Source organism: Collinsella aerofaciens (genome assembly GCF_039836695.1).
In the GTDB taxonomy this organism is placed as follows: domain Bacteria; phylum Actinomycetota; class Coriobacteriia; order Coriobacteriales; family Coriobacteriaceae; genus Collinsella; species Collinsella aerofaciens_BD.
Window position 1 is genome coordinate 89,687 of record NZ_JBDPAC010000006.1, and the last position, 23,759, is coordinate 113,445.

At 60.0% G+C, this 23,759-nt stretch carries 20 protein-coding genes; 5 read left to right on the top strand and 15 right to left on the bottom strand.

Annotated elements, in window-relative coordinates; all coding sequences use genetic code 11:
• Positions 1 to 94: 94 nt before the first annotated feature.
• The 3 genes from ABG996_RS04615 to ABG996_RS04625 form a co-directional block, all read right to left on the bottom strand.
• Entirely contained in the window at positions 95 to 670 is a 576-nt protein-coding gene (locus tag ABG996_RS04615; protein WP_347478645.1) for a hypothetical protein, read from the bottom strand.
• An 84-nt stretch (positions 671 to 754) separates the two neighbouring features.
• Entirely contained in the window at positions 755 to 1,972 is a 1,218-nt protein-coding gene (locus tag ABG996_RS04620; protein ID WP_347478644.1) for a helix-turn-helix domain-containing protein, read from the bottom strand.
• Positions 1,973 to 2,231: 259 nt separating this feature from the next.
• Complete coding sequence (locus ABG996_RS04625; protein WP_161115400.1) at positions 2,232 to 3,266, bottom strand: YeiH family protein; 1,035 nt, start codon at positions 3,264 to 3,266, stop codon at positions 2,232 to 2,234.
• Positions 3,267 to 3,459: 193 nt separating this feature from the next.
• On the opposite strand from ABG996_RS04625, the gene ABG996_RS04630 reads away from it, so the two are divergent.
• Complete coding sequence (locus ABG996_RS04630) at positions 3,460 to 4,161, top strand: GntR family transcriptional regulator (RefSeq protein ID WP_050766156.1); 702 nt, start codon at positions 3,460 to 3,462, stop codon at positions 4,159 to 4,161.
• A 111-nt stretch (positions 4,162 to 4,272) separates the two neighbouring features.
• Here the strand turns inward: ABG996_RS04630 and glmS are convergent, their stop codons facing one another.
• On the bottom strand, positions 4,273 to 6,120 hold the full coding sequence (gene glmS / locus ABG996_RS04635) for a glutamine--fructose-6-phosphate transaminase (isomerizing) (protein WP_117582939.1): 1,848 nt from the start codon (positions 6,118 to 6,120) through the stop codon (positions 4,273 to 4,275).
• Between the two features lie 311 nt (positions 6,121 to 6,431).
• On the opposite strand from glmS, the gene ABG996_RS04640 reads away from it, so the two are divergent.
• Positions 6,432 to 7,541, top strand: coding sequence for a LacI family DNA-binding transcriptional regulator (locus tag ABG996_RS04640; protein WP_347478643.1), 1,110 nt, complete (start codon positions 6,432 to 6,434; stop codon positions 7,539 to 7,541).
• Positions 7,542 to 7,654: 113 nt separating this feature from the next.
• Here ABG996_RS04640 and ABG996_RS04645 read toward each other — a convergent pair whose 3' ends face one another.
• Complete coding sequence (locus ABG996_RS04645; RefSeq protein WP_271737186.1) at positions 7,655 to 8,305, bottom strand: HAD family hydrolase; 651 nt, start codon at positions 8,303 to 8,305, stop codon at positions 7,655 to 7,657.
• 173 nt (positions 8,306 to 8,478) lie between these two features.
• On the opposite strand from ABG996_RS04645, the gene larE reads away from it, so the two are divergent.
• Positions 8,479 to 9,357, top strand: coding sequence for an ATP-dependent sacrificial sulfur transferase LarE (larE, locus tag ABG996_RS04650; RefSeq protein ID WP_195544778.1), 879 nt, complete (start codon positions 8,479 to 8,481; stop codon positions 9,355 to 9,357).
• A gap of 782 nt (positions 9,358 to 10,139) precedes the next feature.
• On the opposite strand, the gene ABG996_RS04655 is transcribed toward larE, so the two are convergent.
• The 6 genes from ABG996_RS04655 to ABG996_RS04680 all read right to left on the bottom strand — a co-directional run bounded on the left by ABG996_RS04655 (position 10,140) and on the right by ABG996_RS04680 (position 16,135).
• Positions 10,140 to 10,592 (bottom strand): PTS sugar transporter subunit IIA, encoded by a 453-nt coding sequence (locus ABG996_RS04655; RefSeq protein WP_347478641.1) that lies wholly within the window; start codon positions 10,590 to 10,592, stop codon positions 10,140 to 10,142.
• Positions 10,593 to 10,603: 11 nt separating this feature from the next.
• Complete coding sequence (locus tag ABG996_RS04660; RefSeq protein ID WP_347478640.1) at positions 10,604 to 11,542, bottom strand: transketolase family protein; 939 nt, start codon at positions 11,540 to 11,542, stop codon at positions 10,604 to 10,606.
• Positions 11,542 to 12,372 carry a transketolase gene (locus ABG996_RS04665; protein WP_347478639.1) on the bottom strand — a complete coding sequence of 277 codons (831 nt, stop codon included), beginning with the start codon at positions 12,370 to 12,372 and terminating at the stop codon, positions 11,542 to 11,544. Before ABG996_RS04665 ends, ABG996_RS04660 begins: the two co-directional genes overlap by 1 nt.
• A gap of 63 nt (positions 12,373 to 12,435) precedes the next feature.
• Positions 12,436 to 13,119, bottom strand: a complete 684-nt coding sequence (gene fsa, locus ABG996_RS04670; protein WP_006235616.1) for a fructose-6-phosphate aldolase — start codon at positions 13,117 to 13,119, stop codon at positions 12,436 to 12,438.
• 124 nt (positions 13,120 to 13,243) lie between these two features.
• A complete protein-coding gene (locus tag ABG996_RS04675; protein WP_195192740.1) occupies positions 13,244 to 14,518 on the bottom strand; it encodes a class II D-tagatose-bisphosphate aldolase non-catalytic subunit in 1,275 nt (424 codons plus the stop codon).
• Between the two features lie 144 nt (positions 14,519 to 14,662).
• The gene (locus tag ABG996_RS04680; RefSeq protein WP_006235614.1) at positions 14,663 to 16,135 is read right to left on the bottom strand and encodes a PTS fructose transporter subunit IIC; all 1,473 of its coding nucleotides are present in this window, start codon (positions 16,133 to 16,135) and stop codon (positions 14,663 to 14,665) included.
• Positions 16,136 to 16,550: 415 nt separating this feature from the next.
• On the opposite strand from ABG996_RS04680, the gene ABG996_RS04685 reads away from it, so the two are divergent.
• Both ABG996_RS04685 and ABG996_RS04690 read left to right on the top strand, forming a co-directional pair.
• Positions 16,551 to 17,561 carry a LacI family DNA-binding transcriptional regulator gene (locus ABG996_RS04685; protein ID WP_040359542.1) on the top strand — a complete coding sequence of 337 codons (1,011 nt, stop codon included), beginning with the start codon at positions 16,551 to 16,553 and terminating at the stop codon, positions 17,559 to 17,561.
• A gap of 119 nt (positions 17,562 to 17,680) precedes the next feature.
• Positions 17,681 to 18,664, top strand: coding sequence for a DNA/RNA non-specific endonuclease (locus ABG996_RS04690; RefSeq protein WP_347478636.1), 984 nt, complete (start codon positions 17,681 to 17,683; stop codon positions 18,662 to 18,664).
• Positions 18,665 to 18,793: 129 nt separating this feature from the next.
• On the opposite strand, the gene ABG996_RS04695 is transcribed toward ABG996_RS04690, so the two are convergent.
• From ABG996_RS04695 to ABG996_RS04710, 4 genes are all read right to left on the bottom strand, one after another.
• A complete protein-coding gene (locus tag ABG996_RS04695; RefSeq protein ID WP_161115408.1) occupies positions 18,794 to 20,869 on the bottom strand; it encodes an elongation factor G in 2,076 nt (691 codons plus the stop codon).
• 310 nt (positions 20,870 to 21,179) lie between these two features.
• Positions 21,180 to 21,944 carry an amino acid ABC transporter ATP-binding protein gene (locus ABG996_RS04700; protein WP_347478635.1) on the bottom strand — a complete coding sequence of 255 codons (765 nt, stop codon included), beginning with the start codon at positions 21,942 to 21,944 and terminating at the stop codon, positions 21,180 to 21,182.
• Positions 21,937 to 22,590 (bottom strand): amino acid ABC transporter permease, encoded by a 654-nt coding sequence (locus ABG996_RS04705; RefSeq protein ID WP_430733166.1) that lies wholly within the window; start codon positions 22,588 to 22,590, stop codon positions 21,937 to 21,939. Before ABG996_RS04705 ends, ABG996_RS04700 begins: the two co-directional genes overlap by 8 nt.
• Positions 22,591 to 22,728: 138 nt before the next feature.
• Positions 22,729 to 23,589 (bottom strand): transporter substrate-binding domain-containing protein, encoded by an 861-nt coding sequence (locus ABG996_RS04710; protein WP_347478633.1) that lies wholly within the window; start codon positions 23,587 to 23,589, stop codon positions 22,729 to 22,731.
• Positions 23,590 to 23,759: the final 170 nt, after the last annotated feature.

Consider the following 23,759-nt stretch of genomic DNA (forward strand, 5'->3'; position numbering starts at 1 on the left):
GCGGCTCGCTCGCTTTTGGCGACTGACATCGAATGAGCCACTGTCTTGGGCAGCTAAAAAAGCCCCGTCCCAAATTAGCTACCCCACTCGTAACTTATATTGACGTCGCCGTTGTCGTCGTTTCGTTCGTCTGGGTCGTTTCGGCGTCGTTACCTTGCTCGCCTTCGTCCTTTTGAGCATCTGCGATGGTGGAGGCCGCCGCAACGATACCGCGCTGGGGCGCGACGCCTGTCTGGGTCTGTGCGCCCTCGACAACTTCTGTGCCTGCATGCGCGAGCTCGGGCGATTTAAACATTGCGTCCAAGTTGGCGCCACCGCCGGCATATCCGAGCGCAGCGAGCGCGATGACGATCACTGCAACGGCGGCCACGATCGGCACGTAGCGATGCCAGCCGGCGGGATTGAGTCCGCTGCGGCGAGCCGCCCCGCGGCTGATGTAACCGAGCGTTCCATCGTGCTTGAGCTTTGAGCCCACCACGCGTTTCCGGCCCCATAGCGAGGACTCTGCCTGCATGGCCAAGCGGGCGCTTGCCGAAGGATAGCCGTATTTAGTGCGCTTGAACGAGCCGTCAAACCCCGAGGCGTGTTTACCCCACGTCACCGATGTTGTGCGTCGGTTGACCGGCGCGGCACTCCGCCTTCTGCGGCTCGGTTTTGAAGTCTCAGCCATATGCCCTCGCACGCCGTAACCGAATCGAAACAATAACGCTTTGGACTGTAGCACACGCGTCGCGCGCGGTCACGGGCGCCTCGCTCAACGGTCATCGTCCTTCAGCAAGCGCCACAGCGTTGTACGGCTTATGCCCAGCACCTCCGCCGCACGGGTTCGGTTGCCGTGGAGATGATCTACAACCAGATGCGCGATATCTCGCTCGGTATCGGCCAGCGGTCGCAGGATATACAGGTCACTTTCGAGCGTCGGGGCGCCAAAGGTTGCGGTCTTAATCACGTCCTCTTGGGCGAGCACTTCCTCCGCCACAGCGCGGTCCACCGTGCCCGCCCCCACCAATATATACAGTCGTTCCGAGACCTCGCGGAGCTGCAGATAGTTGCGCGGCCAGCGGTAAGCATCGAGCTTCTTCGTCGCCGCGGCAGACAGCGCGGGCGTTGCCGTCCCAAATGCATCAGCGAGATATTCCAAATAGCGCGCAACCTTCGTCGACGCGGCTCCCTGCTCGGCGATTGCCGGCGCCACGCTCACCGCACAGGCGAAGCGCTCGGTCACAAAGGCGGCTTGATCACTTTCGCCGCCGCCCGGCATGTCATTCGCCGTCAGCACCACATGGCAGCGCGTCGCCAACGCGGTGTCGGTCATCGTGGAGACCAGCTCGCGGAGGCGCTGGGGGCCAACCGCGTTCCAGCCCTCAATGCAAAGGGTCAGCCCCGTTTGGAACAACGGCGATTCGGCGCTTTTGAGCACATGGCGCCAACCGCGCTCGGTGAGCTCATCGAGCGCAACGGAAACAAAGGGCTGACCGGCAAAAGGACCGTCCAGATAGAGACGCTTGGCGATCTCGACCTGACCCGCTCCCAGCTCGCCCTCGAGCATAAGGGGCACGCCGCGCGCATAGCTCTCGGCAACCGGTGCAGCTACCGCAGCGGCACCCTCAACGATGCCGTACGCGCTCGATTCGTAGCGGGCCTCAACTTCGTCGGCGTTGAGCCACTCGATGCCCGCATGCGCCGCGGCACCGCGCACCTCGCGGACCACGACGACCCAAAGGCCCCCGCCCTCTTTGTCGGTGGGGCGAACGGTCAGGCTCAGGCGCGTACCCGCACGCCCCATAACAAGACGCGCGCCGCCTCCTATACGGTCGAGGCGTTCGGCAACAAAAGCCGCCACATCCCGCTCAAGCGCCGCGTCATTCATGGTCGAGATCGCGACGTCCCCACGCGCATCGATTGTCAATGCCGAGGCCCCGGCAGCAGCTAGGGCCTCGGTCAAGATGTTCAGCTTGGCATCGCTATCCATGATTTGCCCCTGTCCGCAGCGACGTGCAACCGCCGACGGTCGCACTACCGAGTGTTTCAAAATTGAACGATATTGCTCACCAAACACTATAGGGCAGAAAGCGCCGTCCTGCGAGTATAGGTGTTGCCCCGCATCGCCATCCTGGCGGGGCGATAAGAGCTCTTCGGGACTTATAAACCTGCGGACAAGCCATACCCGCAAGAGCTCCTATCGCTCCACCGTGAGAATGTGCTCGCCAGCACGCAAATAAGCTACTTCTCTACCAGATTCCCAGCACGTGTTGCATTCCCAAACTCATGCACGCAATGCCAATCCAGCAGCAAAAGCCCAATGCGATGGGCTTGCCGCCCTTTTTGACCAGCTCGACGATATCGGTATTAAAACCAATAGCCGCCATGGCCATCACGATAAAGAACTTTGACAGCTCCTTGATGGGCGCCGTGATGGACACAGGAAGCTGAAACACCGTGGTGATCACGCTCGCCAGCACAAAGAACAGCACAAACATGGGAAACGCGCGTTTAAGCGAGAACGTGCTCTTAGCGTCGCCGCCGGCCTTGCGTGCCAGATGCATCTGCCAGCATGCGAGGACCAACGTGATGGGAATAATGGCCAGCGTTCTGGTGAGCTTGACCACCGTGGCGCTCTCGAGCACATTGGCGCCGGGATGCATGCTGTCCCAGGCGCTCGCCGCAGCCGTTACGGACGAGGTGTCGTTAATGGCGGTGCCGGCAAACAGGCCAAAGCCCTCGTTGGTCAGCCCGAGCATGCCGCCGAGCGTCGGAAACACGAGCGCCGCGATAACGTTAAACAGGAAGATGACCGAAATGGCCTGGGCAATCTCGCGGTCGTCGGCATCGATGACGGGCGCGGTCGCAGCGATGGCCGAACCGCCGCAAATCGACGAACCAACACCTACAAGCGTCGCGATCTTGCCCGGCACGTTCATAACGCGGCAGAGCACAAAGGCGATGACAAGCGAAGTCGAAATCGTCGCCACGATAATCGGCAGCGACTGGGCGCCCTTGGACAGAATCTGGGAGAGGTTCATGCCAAAGCCAAGCAGGATAACCGCGTACTGCAAGACTTTTTTGGACGTATAGGTGACACCGGCGGCGAGCTGTTCGCGACGATTCTTGGGAAAGACGAGCGCCAGGACCATGCCAAAGAGGATGGCAAATACCGGACCGCCGACCACCTCAATTTGTTTGCCGAGCAACGTCGCGGGAATGGCAATGATCAGGCAGAACAAGACGCCTTTCCAGCGCTCGCGAACGATATTTGCCAGTTGCATATGGGATTCCTTCTTTCTATTTCACGTTTGCGACGGCTTATGATACGGCAACATTGAGCACAGCCTTGCGCAAACACAGACTAAGATGCCGCAATAGTTCTCAGGCAACAGCCGAATTGCCCACCGCGGAGAGCTGATTCGCGGCATAATTAACAACTGACATATGAGTTTGATAGAACAGTTGCGAGGCGCTATGGAAGAATCGATGCACGTCGGCGAGCAGGAAACGAGCCTACAGGACCAGTCCTACCACACCATTCGACGCAAAATCGTCTACCTGGACTACAAGCCGGGCGAAAAGCTGGGCGTCAAGCAACTTTGCGACGACCTAGATATGGGGCGCACCCCTGTGCGCGAGGCTTTGGTTCGTTTGGCGCAGGAAGGCCTGGTGCGCACCGTGCCCCAGAGCGGTACCTACGTCTCGCCCATCAACCTCACCCTTGCCGAGAGTGCCTGTTACATCCGCGAGCATCTGGAAAAGCAGGTGATTGTGGAGTGCTGTGCGCGCGCCACGTCGGCCGGCATCGAGCAGCTCGACCGCGCCATCGTGCTGCAGGAAAAGGCCATGGCCGAAGAGGATCGCATCGGCTTCTTTTTGAGCGACAACCTCATGCATCACATGATTTTTAGCATCGCATGTCGCAGCACCGTGTGGTCGTGGCTCGAAGAGACCAATGCCGACCTGGAGCGCTTCCGCTGGCTGCGCGCCGCCACGCAGGTTCTCGACAATCAGGACATCGTGAACGAGCACAAGCAGATTCGCCGCGCTATCGCCGGTCGCGACCCCATCGAAGCGAGCTTTTTGGTCAGCAAGCACCTGCATATGATGTTCCGCAACCAGACCGAGGTTCTGGACCAGTTCCCCGAGTACTTCGAGACCAGCAAGCTCCGCTAACCTGCCAAATAGGGACAGGTTCATTTTGGCAGGTTTTATCTGGGCAAATGAAACAAGGCCCGGCTCCGCTGCAACGGAGCCGGGCCTTGGTCGCCAGAATGGCGGAACCAACTACTCCACGGTAACGCTCTTTGCCAGGTTGCGGGGCTGGTCGACGTCGCAGCCGCGCAGGATGGCAACCTCGCGGGCGAGCAGCTGCAGCGGGACGCTCGCCGTGATGGGGCTGAACACGTCGCGGACGGCCGGCACGCGAATGATGCAGTCGGCAATCTTGTTGATTTCCTCGTCGCCCTCGGTAGCAACGACGATGACCTTGGCGCCGCGCGCCTTGCACTCCATGAGGTTCGACACGGTCTTGTCGTAGGTGGCACTCTTGGTGGCCACGGCGATGACAGGGAAGCCCGGGTCGATCAAGGCAATGGGGCCGTGCTTCATCTCGCCGGCGGCGTAGGCCTCGGCGTGCAGGTAGCTGACCTCTTTGAGCTTAAGCGCGCCCTCGTAGGAAATAGCGGCACCCATGCCACGGCCCACGAACAGCGCCGACTGCGCGTCCTTGCACAGCAGGGCGGCCTCATGAACGGCCTCGGTTTGGGTATCCAAAATCCACTGGATCTGCTCGGCCGTATCGGAAAGCTCGCGGAACAGCATGCGCGCCTGCTTGGTGGTCAAGCGGTACTTGACCTGCGCCAGCAGCAGGGCCAAAAGCGTAAGGCTCACGACCTGGCCGATGAAGCTCTTGGTCGAGGCGACCGCGATCTCCTTGTTGGCCTTGGTGTAGATGACGCCGTCGCTCTCACGCGCCACGGGGCTGCCCACCACGTTGGTGATGCCGAAGACCTTGGCACCCTTGATGCGCGCGTCGCGAATGGCGGCAAGGGTATCGGCCGTCTCGCCCGACTGGGACACGGCCACGACGAGCGTCGTCGGCGTGATGATGGGGTTGCGATAGCGGAACTCGCTGGCCGCCTCCACCTCGGTGGGGATGCGAGCCCAGCCCTCAATGAGATTCTTGGCAATGAGGCCAGCGTGATAGCTGGTGCCGCAAGCGATCACGTAGACGCGGTCGATGTCGTTGAGTTCCTCGAGCGAAAGGCCCAGCTCGTCGATGTCGAGCTCGCCGGCCGGCGTCATACGACCAACCAGCGTGTCGCGCACAACGCGCGGCTGCTCGTGAATCTCCTTGAGCATAAAGTCGGGATAACCGCCCTTTTCTGCCATGTCCAGGTCCCAGTCGATGTGGGTGACCTTGGGCTCGATAACGTTGCCGGCCTCGTCGGTGTACTCGACGCCTGCGGGCGTGAGCTTGGCAAACTGACCGTCCTCGAGCACCACGACATCGCGGGTGGCGTCGATGAGCGCGATGACATCGGAAGCAACATAGGAGCCGGTTTCGCCCACACCGACTACGATCGGGGAATCCTTGCGGGCCACGGCGATCACGCCGGGCTCGTCAGCGCACACGGCGGCCAGACCATAGGCACCGACCACGTGGGTGCAAGCCTCGCGCACGGAGGCCATCAGGTCGTGCGTCTCGGCATAAGCCTCTTCGATCAGATGCGCGAAGACCTCGGTATCGGTCTCGCTCTTAAAGTGGTGGCCGCGACCCTCCAGCTCTTCGCGCAGCTCGGCGAAGTTCTCGATGATGCCGTTGTGGACGATGGCGATACGACCGTCGCAGCTGGTGTGGGGGTGAGCGTTAACGACGGAGGGCTTGCCGTGGGTGGCCCAACGGGTATGGCCGATACCGCAGGTAGCGTCGCTGTCGATGTTGGAAAGCTCGCTCTCCAGGCCCGCGACCTTGCCCACGCGGCGGATGACGTCGAGGTGCGCCGCGGCGCCCTCGCCCACCTCGAGCGCGACGCCCGAGGAATCATAGCCGCGATACTCCATACGCTTGAGGCCCGTGACTAGGATGTTCTTTGCAATATCAGAGCCGGTGTAGCCGACAATTCCGCACATAGGATAAATCCCTTCGTCCGCTTGACTGCAAAACGTCCACGCACAGGGGGCGCTGAGACGCATAACGTTCGAGTATTGTACTCACGCAAACGCAAGCTGATATACCAGAGGTGGTATCTCAACTTAGATACCACTCGATGCACACACGTCCAGCCGGTCCAAACCACCACAAAGGTACCTGCCCCCTTCGTGGTGGTCGCGCTGGCAACGGCGTTTCCCCAGATAAACCTGCCAAAATAAACCTGTCCCTTTTTGGTAGGTTTGGGATGCTACAATCTGGCTTGTACTTGAAACGCATCAAAGGGGCCGCTATGGCAAAGGTAAAAATCAGCGACGTCGCGCGCGAGGCCGGGGTTTCGTTGGGCACGGTTTCCAACGCGCTCAACCACCCCGAAAAGCTGCGCCCCGAGACCCTCAAGCTCATCAACGAGACCATCAATCGCCTTGGCTACCTGCCCAACCAAAGCGCCCGTCAGCTCGCGGGCGGCGCCACCAAGTCCTTTGGCCTGGTGCTCCCCCGTCTCGATCACGGCTTTTCGCTCCAAATCGCCAGCGGCGCCCACAACGAGGCCCGCAAGCACGGCTACGACTTGCTCATCGCCAACGCCGATAACGACGATATTCTCGAGGATCATTACCTGCGCTACTTTATGGGCACCCAGATGTCCGGCGTCATGGTTCAGCCCATGGCATCCCCCGACTGGCACCCCGCCATGGCCAAGATGCCCGTGCCGATTGTCTACCTGGACATCCATTGCTCCGAGCCCGGCTACTACGTAGCGGCCGACAACGAGGCCCAGGGTCGCATCATTGCCGAACTTGCCATCGCCCGCGGCGCGCACCATATTGTCGTCGTCGGCCGAGCAGCATTTATGCAACTCACCCTGCGCGTCCTTGGCATTCATAAGGCGCTCGCCCTGCACCCCGATATCAAGATCGAAGTCATCGACGCCGGCGAATGGAATACCGCTGCCGACGGCTACGGCATCGGTGCCCAAATCGCCGAGCGCCCCGCGGACGAACGTCCCGATTTTGTCGTCGGCCTGACCGATGTGTTGGCCTCGGGCGTCGTTTCGGCACTGGTCGACAAGGGCATCTCTGTCCCCGGGCAAGTACGCGTAGCAGGCTGCGATGGCAACCCGCTCGCTTGGAGCGGATCGGTCCCGCTCACTACGGTAGCGCCCCCGGGCTACGAGATTGGCCGCAAGGGTGTCCAACTGCTGATGGAGCAAATCGAGAACAAGGCCCCGGCAAAGATCAAGCATATCCGTGTCGGCTCCGCAGCGCGTACCGTCACCGCAGTCGCCGCCGAGGATATCAACCGCCAAGAACTGGTACGTCCGTTCCTACTGGAACGCGCCAGCACCCAGGCAAGCAGCCAGACCGACGCCACGGCCATCAACCTCGGTGCGTATCTATAGCACGCCCGCGAGTATGCTAAGTCGCCGCTTAAGCAAAAGGGGCCCGACCATTGCCGGACCCCTTTTGCTTAAGCACAAACGTGGGCAATCGCTCGTTTCAACGCCGCAATTTTCTAGCGCACAGTCTTGATTGCCGCCGCCAGGTCGAACAGCGTATCGAGCACGGCCTCGCAGCCATCCACCACGTCCTGCGGCAGCGGCACGATATCGGGGACGGCGAAGACATGGCATCCGGCCGTGATGCCCGAGACGCAGCCGTTGCGCGAATCCTCGACCACGGCACATTCCTCGGGAGCAAAGCCCGCGCGCTCGCAGGCGAGCAGATACATCTCGGGGTCGGGCTTGCCGTGCACGACGTCCTCGCCACACGTTACCGTTTCAAACTTGCCAAAAAGACCGACCATCTTAAGGTTGCGCTCGGCCGTAACGAGGCGCGACGACGTCGCTAGACCCACGTGATAGCCCGCAGCCAGCAGCTCGTCTAGGCACTCGGCGGCACCGGCCTTAAGTTCCAGTTCGGTCTTGACCATCTCGTCGCGAATCTCCTTGTGGCGACGATAGATCGCCTCGGTGGTTTCATGGCTGCCGTAATGCTCATCAAGGATGTCCATAACATCGGGCAGCGTGCGGCCGATAAACTGATGGATCAGCGCTTCATCAATCGCGAGCCCCAGCTCAGCGGCGCCTGCCTTCCAGGCCTTAATCCCCAAACGCTCGGTATCGACCAGCGTTCCATCCATGTCAAAAATAACAGCCTTGATCATATCGGTCCCCCATCGACTCTCGCTGTCGCATTGCCGCAACTCTACCGCATTTGGCAACTTGTATATAACGTATATACCATATTGCACTTTCGTTACACAGATAGAAGTCTTATGGCAAGTAACGCATTAGGATTATAGTTTTCGATCGAGTACTCAACGATAAGGAACGTTTCATGATTTTAGACACCACGGCACCCGCAGAGGAGCTTCAAGACAAGCTATCGGCGCTCGAACAGCTGCTTTTGGCATACGGGCGCGTGGCCATCGGGTTTTCCGGCGGCGTTGACAGCAGCTTTTTGGCCGCCGTGTGCGCCCGCATCATGCCTACCAATACCCTCCTCATCCATCTCACCACGCCGCTCATCGGCACGCCCGAACAGACTTCGTTTGAGCAGTCCGTTGATGGACAGGCCAATGAGGGGCCGCATTTTAAGCTCCCCGTGCTCAATCTTTCGGTGGATCAGCTGCAGCTCCCCCAAGTAGCCTGCAACGATGCTAATCGCTGCTACCACTGCAAGCACGCCGGCTTTACCGCCATCGTCAACCACGCCAAGTCGCTCGGCTTTCCCACCGTCATCGATGGCAGCAATGCAAGCGATCGCGGTGACTACCGCCCCGGCATGCGTGCGGCAGAAGAGCTCGGCGTACGCTCCCCTCTCATGGAGGTCGGCTTTACCAAGGACGAAGAGCGCGAGCTGCTGCGCGCATGGGGCTATCCCGTTTGGAACCTGCCGGCGGGAGCATGTCTTGCCACCCGCGTCCCCACGGGCGAGGAGCTTACGCGCGAGAAGGTCGATTTGATCCGCACCTGCGAGGACTACCTGCACGATCTTGACCTGGCACAGGTACGCGCGCGCTTGGTCGGCGGCTGCATGCATATCGAGGCCGCACCCGCAGATGTCGCCAAGATTGCCGCGCTCGGCGGCACCGCCGTCGATGCCGAGGGCAAGACCCCGCTGCCCGCCGCTATCGAGTCCGCGCTGCGCGGGCTGGGCTGCGACCATATCTCCCCCGAGGTCACCCCCTACATTCACGGCAACATGAACCTTTAGGTTACGCCGTTTTACAAACGGCGTAACTGCTCGGCGCTGCGCGGGCTCCGGACACGGCAATCTGACGTTCAACTTCACGGGCGCGACCAAAAGGTCAGCGCCCGCTTGTTTCACGTCACCTTACCGCACCCGGAGACCGCTCGCTCGCATATGCTCAACCTGCACTGCGTTAACTGACCCGCCAATAAGGGACAGGTTTATTTTGGCAGGTTTTATCTGGGGAAATATCGCGAGGCAGTCGCCCCCCTAGCACCCATCTCACTTCGAGAGACACAAGAGGGGCGACTCGGCTGCATCTACTTCTTCCGATAGCGGCGGTTGCGGCTCGTCGATGAACCCATTACTTCGATGAGTCCTTTATCCGCCATTTTTGGCAGATGGTAGCTGACGGACGAATTTTGGCATTCCGTCTCTCTAAAACAAGGCGCTCATCTCTCTAAAGTTAGAGAGATGAGCGCCTTGTTTTAGAGAGACATTAAGAGAGATGTATCGAATTCGCTGCTAGATTGCCTAATGCTATCTCTCTAACCAACCTTCTCTTTAGAGAGACATTTAGAGAGATGAGCGCGACCTCTCTAATCATGGGCTCCACTCTTTAAGGTGCACACTTCCTAACCGTGCCCTAAGTTGCGGTGAAATAGTCCCCGATTAACCTACCAAAAAGGGACAGGTTTATTTTGGCAGGTTTTATCTGGGGAAACGCAAATAGGGCCGTGACACCCATACGGCGTCGCGGCCCTTTTCCTTGGAGAAGGATCAATTGATTGAACGGGATGACCGTTCTAGTCTTCGAGTCCGCTATTGATGAGCTCCGCAATCTCAACGGGATCGGTGCTCGCGCGCACCTTGTCACGGAAGCCGGCGTCCATCAGCATCACGGCAGCCTTGGAGAGCAAGCGCAGGTGCGTGGTTCCTGCCTCGCCGGCAGGCACGTACAGCGCGAGCGCAACATCGACGGGCACACCATCGAAGCTCGGCCATTCAACGGGCTCGACCAGCTTAAGCACGGCAACGCCCGGCGTGTGGATAGCATCGCTTTTGGCATGTGGAACGGCAAAACCGGCGACAAGGCCAGTCTCGGCCTCGTTCTCGCGAGCCATGAAGGCAGCCTCTACGGCAGATGCGTCGTCAGCAAAGCCGAGCTCGACGGCCTGATCGGACAAATAATGCAGGGCATCCTCGCGCGAGGCGGCGGTATACCCTATCGTCACTTGGTTGGCAGATACAAATCCCATGGAAACCTTCCTTACAACACAGACCTGACCGCAGCTTCGATGCCGTCGGCGTCCAAACCGTACTTGTGCAGCAAATCGACCGCAGGGCCGGACTCGCCATACACATCGCGCACGCCGACGCGACGCATCGGCACCGGATACTGCTCCGCTAGCACCGAGGCAACGGCCTCGCCAAGACCACCGACAATCGAATGCTCCTCGGCGGTGACCACGCGACCGGTCTTCTTGGCGCTGGCAACCACCAGGCGCTCATCAAGCGGCTTGATCGTGTGCATATTGATGACCTCGGCATCGATACCATCGGCAGCGAGCGCCTCGGCAGCCTCAAGCGCCTCGGCGACCATAAGGCCACAAGCGATGATGGTCACATCGGACCCCTCGCGCACGACCACGCCGCGACCAATCTTGAACTCATAGTCCTCGTGATCGTTGATGACCGGTGTTGCCAGGCGGCCGAAGCGCATGTAAACCGGGCCCTCAAACTCATAGGCGGCGCGCACGCAAGCGCGGGCCTCGATGTCATCGGCGGGAACGATTACCGTCATACCCGGGATCGTGCGCATGAGCGCGATGTCCTCGCAGCACTGATGCGTGGCGCCGTCTTCACCGACCGAGATACCCGCATGCGTGGCACCGATTTTGACGTTGAGGTGCGGATAGCCAATGGAATTACGCACTTGTTCGTACGCACGGCCGGCGGCGAACATGGCAAAGGTGCTCGCAAAGGCGACGTGGCCCGTGGTCGCAATGCCGGCGGCGAGCCCCATCAAGTTGCTCTCGGCAATGCCGGCATCGTAGAAGCGCTCAGGGTGCGCAGCCTTAAACTTACCCGTCTGCGTAGCGGCAGCCAGGTCGGCATCGAGCACTACAAAGTCATCGTGCTCATTGCCCAGCTCGACGAGCGCCTCGCCGTAGCTTACGCGCGTGGCGACTTTTTTGACGTCTGCCATTAGAGCTCCTCCCCTGCTGCTGCGAGCTCGGCCATGGCCTGCTCAAACTGTTCATCGTTGGGCGCCTTGCCATGCCAGCCAACCTGGTTCTCCATAAAGGAGACGCCTTTGCCCTTCACCGTCTCGGCGATGATGGCGACGGGCGCGCCGGTCACCTCGCGAGCCTCGGCGAAAGCCGCCTCAATCTGCGCCATGTCGTTGCCATCGGCTAGCTCGATCACATGCCACTTGAAGGCGCGGAACTTATCGGCGAGCGGCATGGCCGAGTTGACTTCATCGATCGTGCCGTCAATCTGCAAGCCGTTGTGGTCGACGGCGGCAACAAGATTGTCGAGCGCATGGTTGCCGGCAAACATGGCCGCCTCCCACACCTGGCCTTCCTCGCACTCACCGTCGCCCAGCAACGTGTAGACACGGTAGCCGTCGCCCCAGTGCTTAGCGGCAAGCGCCATTCCAACTGCAGCAGAGATGCCCTGACCGAGCGATCCGGTGGACATATCGATGCCCGGGGTGTCGTTCATGTTGGGATGGCCCTGCAGTCGGCTGCCGATATGACGGAGCGTCTCGAGCTCTTCGACGGGAAAATAGCCGCGATTTGCCAACACCGAATACAGCCCCGGCGCCGCGTGACCCTTGGAGAGCACAAAGCGATCGCGATCGGCCTTGCGAGGGTCGGCAGGATCGATATTCATTTCCTCAAAGTACAGATACGTCATGATGTCGGCAGCACCGAGCGATCCACCCGGATGTCCCGACTTGGCCGCGTGAACCGCAGTCACGACACCCTTCCTGACCTCATTGGCGACCTTCGCCAGCTCCTGGTTGGTCATACGAATTCCTCTCTTGAGAACAACCCCGGCACCGGATGACGCGATGCCGGGGCAATCCACTCGTTAAGCCTGAGCGACGACCTTCTGCCAGTCAGCCTCGAACGAGGCAAGGCCCTGGTCGGTCAGCGGGTGATGCAGGCACTTCTTGAGAGCGGCCATGGGCACGGTCGCGATGTCGGCGCCAAGAAGAGCCGCCTGGGTCACGTGGTTGGGCGTGCGGACCGAAGCGGTGATGATCTCAACGGTGTCGTCGACGTTCTTGCCGGTCCAGTCATAGTTCTTGATGCAAGTCACGACATTGTCGAGCTGCGAGATGCCGTCCTCGGCGATGTCGTCAAAGCGGCCGACAAACGGGCTGATGTAGCGGGCACCGGCGTTGGCGGCCATAAGGGCCTGCGTCGGCGAGAAGACGAGCGTCATGTTGACGCGCACGCCAGCATCGGCCAGCGCACGGCAGGCGGCAAGGCCGGCCTCGCACACGGGAAGCTTGACCACGATGTTGGGGGCGAGGGCGGCAAGGCGCTTGCCCTCCTCGATCATACCCTCGGCAGTGGTCGCGGTAGACTCGGCGGACACGGGCAGGCCCTCGCAGAGCTCGGCAATCTTGAGCATATGCGGCTCAAAGTCGGCAAGCTTGCCGCCGGTCTTGGCGTACAGGGACGGGTTGGTGGTAACACCGGCCAGGCAGCCCCAGCTCTTGGCCTCGGCAATCTCGTCCAGATTGGCGGTATCGATAAAGAACTTCATGGTGAACCCCTTCAAAGGAAGCTAAAACTCAAAAGAATGGGACAAAGGGACTGCCCCTTTGTCCCATGTGCCGGGCCTGCAGCTGGGACATGCCCCAGGCCCGGCGTCGCGTAGGAAAAGCTACTTACTCGGCAAGAGCGGCCTCGATGCGGGTCGTGACGCCCTTGAGGTTAAGACCGACGACGTACTGCTTGATCGGGCGCTTGATGTGCTCGATCACAAAGCGCTTGCCGTCGATGTCCTGGGCAGCGAGGTTGCGATAGAGCTTCTCGACCTGCTCCTTGACCTCGGGATCGTTGAACGCGTAGTGGCCGGAGACATCCAGAATCTTCAGGCTGAGCTCGTCATCGGCCAGAATGTCGTCAACCTGCAGGTTGACGTCGTCGCCGGTCATCCACTTGCGCCAGCGCTCGGTCTTGATAGCCTTGACCAGCAGCGTGTGATACAGGTCGGAGGGATCGTCGCACAGGCCGTTGTCGACCAGAATCTGCTCGGTAGCGCAGAGCTTAAGGTAAGCGCGGGTCTCCTCGGTGCCGTACTGAGGGGCGACATTGGAGGCCGTCACGTGAGCCGGGATGTGCTCGAGCAGCGTTGCGTCATCCAGGTAGTCGGCGTTGTGCTCCTTCAGGCCCACGCCGTAGCGCTTAGCCATGTCGGCGAGCTCGCGGGCATTCTTAAAGTTGTAATGACCGACCTGCTCGGTCCAACGGGTGAGCGTACCGGTCTGGCCGACGATAAAGGTGGGCATGGGGCAGCCGCGCTTCTCGAGCTCGGGCTGCAGCTGAGAAATGAACTCCTCGTACTTATCGGTAGAGGTCAAGCCGCCATTGGTCTCCTCGGTACCGACCTCATAGGCGACCTCGGGCAGGTTATGCTCGCGACGGTACTGCTCAAGGTAGTCGATAAGATCGATCGTGCGGCGAAGCACCACGTCGAGCGGAATAACCTTGCCGATCTGATAGGGGTCCTTGGTGGGGTCGACCATCAGCAGGTCAAAGCCTGCCTCCATGTCGGCGACGAAGGACTTGCGGGCGAGCTCCATGGCCTCGTCCTCGGGCAGGTGGGCGTTACGCTCCTCGTCGCGTTGCCACGGACCGCCGTGATCGCGGCACAGGTAGTACGGACCGGTGTAACCCACCTCGTCGGCAACCTTCTTGATGTCGGCGGCAAAGCGCGTCTGGTCCCAACCGTTAACGTAGCCGGCGCCCATCTCGTCCATATCGACCTGGTTGCGGCTGGCGATAAACATGGGCGGGAAATCCTCGTCCTTGGCAAGCTCGAACACGGCCTGAATCAGGTTGGGGCTCATGGGGCCAATGCCGACCATGGTTGCGTGATCGCCGCTATCCTGCAGCTTGAGCATGCCCTGAACGGCCTGACGGATGGTGAGGTTGGACATTTTGTTCTCCTTCTCCAGAGGATTTTTGACAAAAGTTCCCTGGGACCCAGATGTGGGCCCTATCAGTACGGATGGATTTTGTTGTGTAGGGGCGGTTGTGCGGAGTCAAATCCATCCCTCCGCACAACCGGAGTCCTTAAAGGTTTACTTGGCCTGCTTATCGAGCGTGGGCTTCATGGCAATCAGGATTGCAGCGGCGACCACGGCGCCAATCACGATGTCCAGGCAGAACAGCGCGACGTTGTTGGTGGCAAGGGCGACGATAAAGCCACCGTGCGGGACGTAGCAGTCGATGCCCTGGAAGGCGGCAAGTGCCGCACCCACGGCAGAGCCGATGCAAATGCCGGGCAGGGTGTGACCGAGGTCCTTGACCGCGAAGGGGATAGCGCCCTCGGTAATACCGATGCAGCCCATGAACAGCGCGGAGATGCCCATCTGGCGGTCAGCGTCATCGAACTTGTTCTTGGCGATGAGCGCAGCGAGGCCACAGGCGATCGGGGGAACGGCGACGGCGACGCGGAACATACCGTTAGGACCGTAGATACCGGAGGCCATGATGGCCATGGTGAAGGTCGAGGCGGTCTTGTTGATGGGGCCACCCATATCGAAGGCGGTCATAACGCCAATGACCAGACCCAGGACAACTGCGGAACCGCCCTGCAGGCTGCCGAGCACGCCGGTGAGCCAGTCCATCACAAAGCCAAGCGGCGTGGCCAGGATGTAGATATAGGCCATGCCTAGGACAAGCGAGGTCAGAATCGGGATGATCAGGATGGGCATGATGGTCTGGATGGTGTTGTTGACCTTCCAGGTCTTCATCCAGCGGACAAAGTAGCCGCAGATGACCGCCATGATCATGGCGCCCAAGAAGCCGGTCGAAACGCTGTTGCCGTTAGGGGTAACGACTGCGTTGTTGACCAGGTAGCCCAGGACAAAACCGGGGGCGAGCGCGGGCTTGCCGGCCATCGAGTAGGAGATGTATGCCGCAAGCACCGGGATCATCATGGAGATGCCGGCCATGCCGATGGTGTTAAGGCTCACCATCAGCGGGTTCGTAACCTCCATGCCGTTGGCGCCGGCGGTACCGGATGCCAGCGAGAAGGCAAGAAACACGCCGCCGATAACGACGATGGGGATAAAATAGGAAACGCCGGTATTGAATGCATTGAGCAGCGTCTTGCCAGGATCGGCAAAGATAGACTGCTTGGACGCCGGTGTCGGGGCCTGCGGGGCAGCGGAGACGGCCTTCTTCTCTGCCTTGGCCTCGGCCTTGGGCGCGTCAACGGCGCCACCCGTCGCCTTGATGATCTCAATGGCCTGGTCGATGATCTTTACCGGATCGGCGATTACATCAGAGGTGCCGACCTTCAGGAACTTGCCCTCGGCCATCTTCTGCTCAAAACGGTCCTCGTTCTCGACACCCACGTCGACGGACTCCAGGACCAGGTCGGCGGAGTCCACGTCTTCCTGCGTGAGCTCATTCTCGATACCCAGGCCACCCTGAGCCTCGACCTTGCACTCGATGCCACGGGCGGCGCATTCATCCTGAATCGCCTTCTGGGCCATATACGTGTGGGCGATACCCACAGTACAGGCGGCAACGCCTACGATCTTCATTGCTTCCCTCTTTTCATAGAGTTGCGTGCGCAAGACACCGTTTGCGGAGGCCTCCGGAGCATCCCCTGCCGTTTGGACTTGCTGTCTTTTCGACAAGAACAATATAGGTGCTCGTTTTTCTTAATGCCAGCTTATTTCGGTAAACGCGCAGGTCAGAGCGTTGGTTATGCGATTTAGTTATGCGTTTAACCAAAAATGAATCCTGCGATTTTGCCCTCGATTTCAAAAGTCAAGAAGTATTTGATTTTCTCGGTAGACGGCAGATGCGCATGCCGGTCACAAATTTCGACCCCACCCGTATGCCGCATTTGTTGCATACTCATATGAAAGGAAAAAGCCGCTCACCGAAGCGTATCCTTCACCAAGACTCAAAGTCATCATGTTGGAAAATGCTCATCTGTCGGAAGGAGTCGCTGTGGCAAAACAGCGCGTTACGATCGCAGACGTCGCTCGAGAGGCGGGAACCTCGACGGCAAGCGTCTCGTATTACCTCAACGACAAACGAGAAAAGCTTAGCGAGAAGACGCAGAACAAAATCGCGCGCGTCATTAAGGAACTCGGATACGTTCCCAACGCCCAAGCGCAGACGCTCACCGGCAAGCAAACCCACGTCATTGCCATCATCATTTTGGATAACACCAACAAATGGGCGGGGCTCGTTCTCAATGGCATGGAGCAGGTCATGCTCCCCGCGGGCTACCAGACGGTCGTTTGCACGAGCAACTTTAACCCCGAGACCGAGCTCATGTACGTCGACAAGATGCTCTCGCTGGGCGTCGATGGCTTTATCATCCAGCCCACGGCAAACTTCAAAGCCGTGCATGACCGCATTAGACGCGCCGGCAAGCCGGTCGTCTTTTTCGATGCGGCCATCTATAGCCCAGGTACCAGCTGGATCAAAACCAACCTTTACGACGGCGTGTACAACGCCACACAGGCACTCCTCGACGCCGGCTACGAAGATTTCTTTTCCATTGCCGCCAACATGACCGAAATGCGCACCCGCATGGAGCGTTTTCAGGGGTATGCCGAGGCGCTGGCAGCGAACGGGCAGCTCTACAAAGCGATTCCCATCGATCACAACAAGCCGTCAATCAACGAGCTCACTGAATACTTTAAATTCAAGTTCAATCCCGCCAAGCGAACCCTTATCTTCGTGCAAAATCAGTGGGCACTTCCCCGTGTCTACAAGGCCCTCCAGCCAATGGCCCATCTGCTTCCGCAGCAAATCGGCCTTTTGGGACTCAACTGCGAAGACTGGACTAATCTCACCACACCGACCGTCTCCACCATCATCGAGCCCGTCGACCAAGAAGGTCGCGAAGCAGCCGAGATGCTGCTCGCCCTACTTGACGGAAGCAGCGAACCCGGCGAGCAGCGCATTCTCGAGTGCAAGCTCAACTGGCTCGACTCCACCTCGATCTAGACCGCGGGACAAATGAATCAGTAGCGTTTGTCTCAAATCTTAAGTATTTGTTCGACAGAACGGCCCTTGCCGGCTCCTGCTAGACTGGTAGATTCCCAACCGTCCATCCAGGAGCCTCAATGTCGCGCAAGCCCGCCTACAAGCAAGCACTTTCCATCGGCACCGCCGTGGTGCTGGGGTTTGCGCTGTTTACGGGATCGCTCGACGGAGCGCCCAAGTTGCTGTCGCCGCAAGGCGATGAGCAGGCGGCGGCTCTGGCCGAAAAACAAAACGAGAGTCCCAGCCGCACCGACGACGAGGCAGACCTGGTCGCTCGGCTCGAATCGGGAACGGCGAGCGCGGCGGACCCTCAAAACAGCCAGGACTCTGGCGATGGCTCCGATTCCGCCGCGACCGACACCGATGACGACGTTTCCGCGGGCAGTGCCGCCACCCCCATCGACGAGGTCGAAAACCCCGACCTCAACCGCGCCCGCGGTGTTTATCTCAGCAGCATTCCCGACTACGCCGGCAACCCCTACGTTGCCCTTCGCGCCGACAGCACGCACCCGCTCGGCACGCCGTCATTCACACTCGATGAATACGATCGCGCCACCGAAGAGGGCTGCTTTAAGAAATTCTCCAAGCTCGACAGCCTGGGTCGCACTCGCAAGGCGCTCGCCTGTGTAGGCCCCGAGTCGCTCGGACAGGGAAAGCGCGGCGATATCTCGCGCATCCATCCTGCCGGTTGGCACCAGCAGCGCTACGACTTTATTCCGGGCCAGAGCCTCTACAACCGCTGCCACCTTATCGCCTGGTCGCTCTGCGGCGAAAACGCCAACCGCAAGAATCTCCTCACCGGCACGCGCTATCTCAACGAGACGGGCATGCTGCCGTTTGAAGAGCAGATTCTCAACTATATTCGCGATACGGGCAACCATGTGCTCTACCGCGTCACGCCTATGTATAACGAAGAGGAACTTGTCTGCCGTGGCATGCGCCTTGAGGCGCAATCGGTCGAGGACCACGGCAAGACCCTCTGCTTCCACGTGTACTGCTACAACCTGCAGCCGCACGTGCAGATCGACTACGCCACCGGCCGCAACCAGGCATCCGGAGACTAGTGCCGACCGCACCGCCCGTAACCCAAAAATGATTCGTTTTCCTCCGTCCCCATGGGATCAAAAAAGGCCGCCCTGGATTACCCAGGGCGGCCTTTTCGTCAGCGTCCACATTGCAGGCAAAACCACACGCTACTTGGCGCGGCCCTCCTCATAGCGCTCGACCAGCTTGGCCTGAACATCGTAGGGAACCTGCTCGTAGCCAGCGGGCTTCATGGTAAAGTCACCCGTGCCGCGCGTGATAGAGCGCAGGCGCGTCGAGTAATCCGTCAGCTCGGCGAGAGGTGCCTGGGCGATGACCACGGTGTCGCCGCGCTCATCGGTCTCCATGCCCGTCACGCGACCGCGCGATGCCGAGATGTCGCCCATCACGGCGCCGGCGTAGCTCTCGGGGATAGTCACCGTGATTTCCTCGATGGGCTCCAGCACCACCGGATCGGCATCGGCGCATGCCTTGCGCAGGCCGATGCGAGCCGCCGCGCGAAACGCCATCTCGTTGGAGTCGACGCTGTGATACGAACCGTCGTACACAGCCACGCGAATGCCCGTAAGCGGGTAGCCGGCAATAATACCGTCCTTCATGGTCTCCTGGACGCCCTTGTCCACGGCGGGAATCAGCGAGCGCGGAATGCGGCCGCCCACGACCTCGTCCACAAACTCATAGCCGTCGCTCGTGCCGTCGGGCCCAATGAGCGGCTCCACGCGCAGCCAGCAGTCGCCGTACTGACCGGCGCCGCCGGTCTGCTTCTTATGGCGGCCCTGGGCACTTGCCGTACGGCGAATGGTCTCGCGATACGGAATGCGGATCGGCACGCTCTTGGCCACGACTTTGGTGCGATCCTCCAAACGGTTGAGCAGCACCGAAACCTGCGCCTCACCCACCGCCGAAATGATGGTCTGGCCGGTCTCCTCGTCACGATCGATGCTCATGGTCGGATCAGCCTTGCACGCCTTCTCGATAAACGTATAGAGCTTCTCTTCGTCGCCACGGTTCTCGGCCTCGATGGCAATGCGGTACTGCGAGTTGGGGAACTTAAACGCCGCCGCCTCGACCTTACCGGTAATGGAGAGTGTGTCACCCGTCTCGGCAGCCAGCTTGGGCGCCACGATGATGTCACCGGCATAGGCGTGACCGACCTCGGTCATGTCACGGCCGCACATCACATACAGGTGGGCCAGACGATCGCTCTTGCGGGTACGCGCGTTGATCAGCTCAAGACCCGGCTCAAGCGTACCCGTCAGCACCTTGATAAAGCTGATGCGACCCTGCTGCGGATCGGCCAGCGTCTTAAACACAAACGCCACCGGACGGTCATCGTCGCTCGAAATCTTGAGCGAATCACCGTCGATGAGCGGCATCTCGCCGTAGTCCGTCGGCGCCGGGAAGTATGTGGCGATGTCGTCCATCAGCGAGTTGACGCCCTGCTCCTTAATGCAATCGCCCGCAAAGACCGGCACAAAGATGCGCTCGGCGATCGCCTTCGACAGCAGGCCTTCAAGCTCCTCCTGCGTCAGCGTCTCCTCGCCTTCCAAGTACTTCATCATCAGTTCGTCGTCAGCCTCGGCCACCAGCTCGCACAGATGGTCATGGGCCTCCTCGGCCTGGGCACGATACTCCTCGGGAATCTCCGACTCAACGGCTTCGGTGCCGTTGCAATGGCGCGCCTTCATGCGCACCAGGTCGATGATGCCGTCAAAGTCCTCGCCCTCGCCCCAGGGAAGGGTCACGGCGCCCAGGCGCGTGCCAAAGCGCTCCTGCAGCAGGTCCATCGTGGTCGCAAAGCTGGCCTCGGAGCGCGACAGGCGGTTTACGAACACCGCACGCGCCAGGCGCAGGTCCTCGGCGGCATACCAGAGCTTAACCGTCGTAGGCTGCGGGCCGGCCTCGGCGTCGACCACAAACAGAGCCGTCTCGCAGACGCTCATCGCGGCAAAGGCGTCGCCGATAAAATCGGGGTAACACGGGGCATCGAGCACATTGATGCGCGCGCCCTTCCAGTCGATCGGCGCGATGGTCGTCGAGATGGAGAATGAACGCTTAACCTCTTCGGGGTCATAGTCGAGCGTGGGCTTGGTGCCGTCGTGGCCGCCCAGGCGGGCGGTCTTGCCGGAAAGGTGGAGCATGGCTTCGGCGAGTGAAGTCTTGCCCACCCCGCCTTGGCCTACGAGCACCACGTTCCTTACGTTACCGGTCTTGGGAGCACCCATGATGACCTCCTTGCAGGGCCGCGCGCAATGCGCGACGCCAACGGGGAGAGTTCGCGGTCGGTGCCATCCCGGGAGCAGCATGGTCGGCAACCGAGCCGACTCACCCTCCAAATGTCCTATGCCACCACCCTACCCTCACGGGCGGCCGTCCATGCATACCTTTCGGCGCACGTATGAATACAGGCGGCGAGAGGAAGAGACAAGCTTGTGAGGCGATTATTGAACCCCGTCGATGCAAACAAAAAGCCGCCACAGACCGTAAGACCTGCGACGGCTTCGCCTCAATTAATAGTTGAGTAAATACCTGAGCCTATCCCTCGATACGGCTCAAGAACTCACGGGTGCGCTGCTCACGCGGATGGTCGATGACCTGCTCGGCAGGGCCCTCCTCGACAATGCGGCCTCCGTCCATAAAGACCACGCGATCGGCAACATCGTGCGCAAACTGCATCGCGTGCGTCACGATCACCATCGTCATATTCTGCGCCGCCAGGTCCTTAATGACGCGCAGCACCTCGGCCGTCAGCTCGGGGTCGAGCGCCGAGGTCGGCTCGTCAAAGAACAGGATCTCCGGGTCGAGCGCTAGGGCGCGGGCAATACTCACGCGTTGCTGCTGACCGCCCGAAAGCTCACACGGAACCTTGTTCTCGTTGCCCACAAGCCCCATCTGAGCAATCAATTCATGCGCACGAGCTTCCGCCTGCTCGCGCGGGCGCTTAAGCACGCGAATCGGCGCGTCGATGATGTTTTTCATCACGGTATAGTGCGGGAACAGGTTGTAATTTTGGAACACCAGGCCGAATCGCGACCGCGCCTGCTTGGGCACGTCGCCCTTCGCATAGACCGCGCCCAAACCTGCATCCGTCGCAACGGCAAGGTCGCCAAACGAGAGCGAGCCTCCGTCGAGCGTCTCGAGCAGCGTGGCACAGCGCAGCAGCGTGGACTTGCCGCCGCCCGAAGGCCCGATAATCGCCACGACCTCGCCACGCTTCACCTCAAGCGAGATATCCTTGAGCACCTCATTGCCGCCAAACGCCTTGCGCGCGTTCGATATATTCATTACCGAATTAATCATGGTAGTAATCCATTTTTTTCTCGGCAGCACCCAACAGCATCTCGACCACAAAGTTAAAGACCCAGTAGATCAGTGCCGCGATCGCAAACGGCACCATGCTCACCTGCGAGGCGACCAGCGCCTTGGCCGTCGAGAACATCTCACCCACGCCAATGGCAAACGCCAGCGACGTATCCTTGACCAGCGTGATGATCTCGTTGCCCATCGCCGGCAAAATGCGCTTGGCGACCTGCGGCATCACGATATACAGAAACGTCTGCATGCGCGAATAGCCCAGCACCTCGGCTGCCTCGTATTGACCGCGCGGAATGGACTGAAGGCCCGAGCGATAGATCTCGGCAAAGTAACCGGCGTAGTTGATGATGAATGCCACAACGCACGCCGTCCACTTGGAATCGGGCGTGAGCGAAATGCCAAACACGTAGTACGGAGCAAAGTAGATGGCAAACATCTGCAGCATGAGCGGCGTACCGCGCATGACCGAAATGTAGATGCGCGCAATCCAGCGAATCGGCGCGATTTTGCTCATGCGCATAAACGCCACGGGGATTCCCAGCGGAATCGACCCCAGCAGTGTCAGCACAAACAACTGCAAACTGACCAAGAACCCCTGGCCAAGCATCTGCATCATGACCTGAATAGACAACCCAAGCTCTCTTTCACAGTAACAGAACAGCAGGTGTTAATTGAAATAGGCACAGTGCCCAAGATTGCGAGCGACAAGCCCGACGAAGCGTACTTTGGTACGCGAGGAGGGTTGGAGCCGCAAGGTTGGGTGCTGTGGCTATTTCAAAACCCAGTTGTCGAAGGATAGACCGTAGCTTGAATACTTGTCACACAGGCCCTTAACCGTGCCATCCTCGTAGAGCGCCTTGAGCGACTCAGTCACGGCGTCGGCCGACTTGGTGTCGCCCTTCTTAAAGCCAACGGCGTAGTGCTCGCTGGACAGCGGCTTGTCGAGCTGCGTATAGGCATCGGGCTTGGCGGCAAGCTGATACTGAGCGATCGAGAGGTCACAGGCGACGGCATCGACCGCACCACTCTCGAGCTGCATAAACGCCGTGTTGTACTCACCGATGGTATCGAGCGTGGCAAACGTCGCGGCCAAATCCTTCTGGTCGCCCTCGAGCACATCCTGCGCAGCGGAATCGGTCTGAGTGATCACGGTCTTGCCAGCAAGATCGTCCCAGCTCTTGATACCCGCGTCCTTCTTGACCACGAGCACCTGCTCGTTGAGCATGTACGGCTCGGAGAACGTGTAGTCGTCCTCGCGACCCTCCATGGTAAAGCCGTTCCAGATGCAGTTGATGGCGCCCGAGTTGAGCAGCGTATCCTTGGCGTCCCAGTCGATGGCCTCGTATTTGACCTCCCAGCCTTGCTTGTCGGCAACTGCCTTGGCCAGATCGAGGTCAAAACCGGTGTACTCGCCATCGTCGCCCACAAAGCCATACGGAGGGTAGGACTTGTCAAAGCCCACCACGAGCTTCTTGGACTCCGCAGCGCCCTTCACATCCTTGGCCGCGGTAGATCCGGCAGCAGAGCCCCTATCGGCACCACCGCCGCAGCCGACAAGACCGAGGCCAAGCACCGTGGCAAACGAGCCGGCTAGACCAACAAACTGACGACGAGACAGATTGCTATCCATGGTATTCCCCCTTGGTGGCACTTTAGTTAAGTAAAGTGAGTCATGTAACGTTCAGAATCATACACTCTACCTAGATAAAGTACAAGGGAGGGGTTGCCCGGCGTGGGCGGGGAGCGGCGCGTAATTAAGTTTATCGCGAGTTCCGCACGCAAAGGAAAGCACTTAATGTG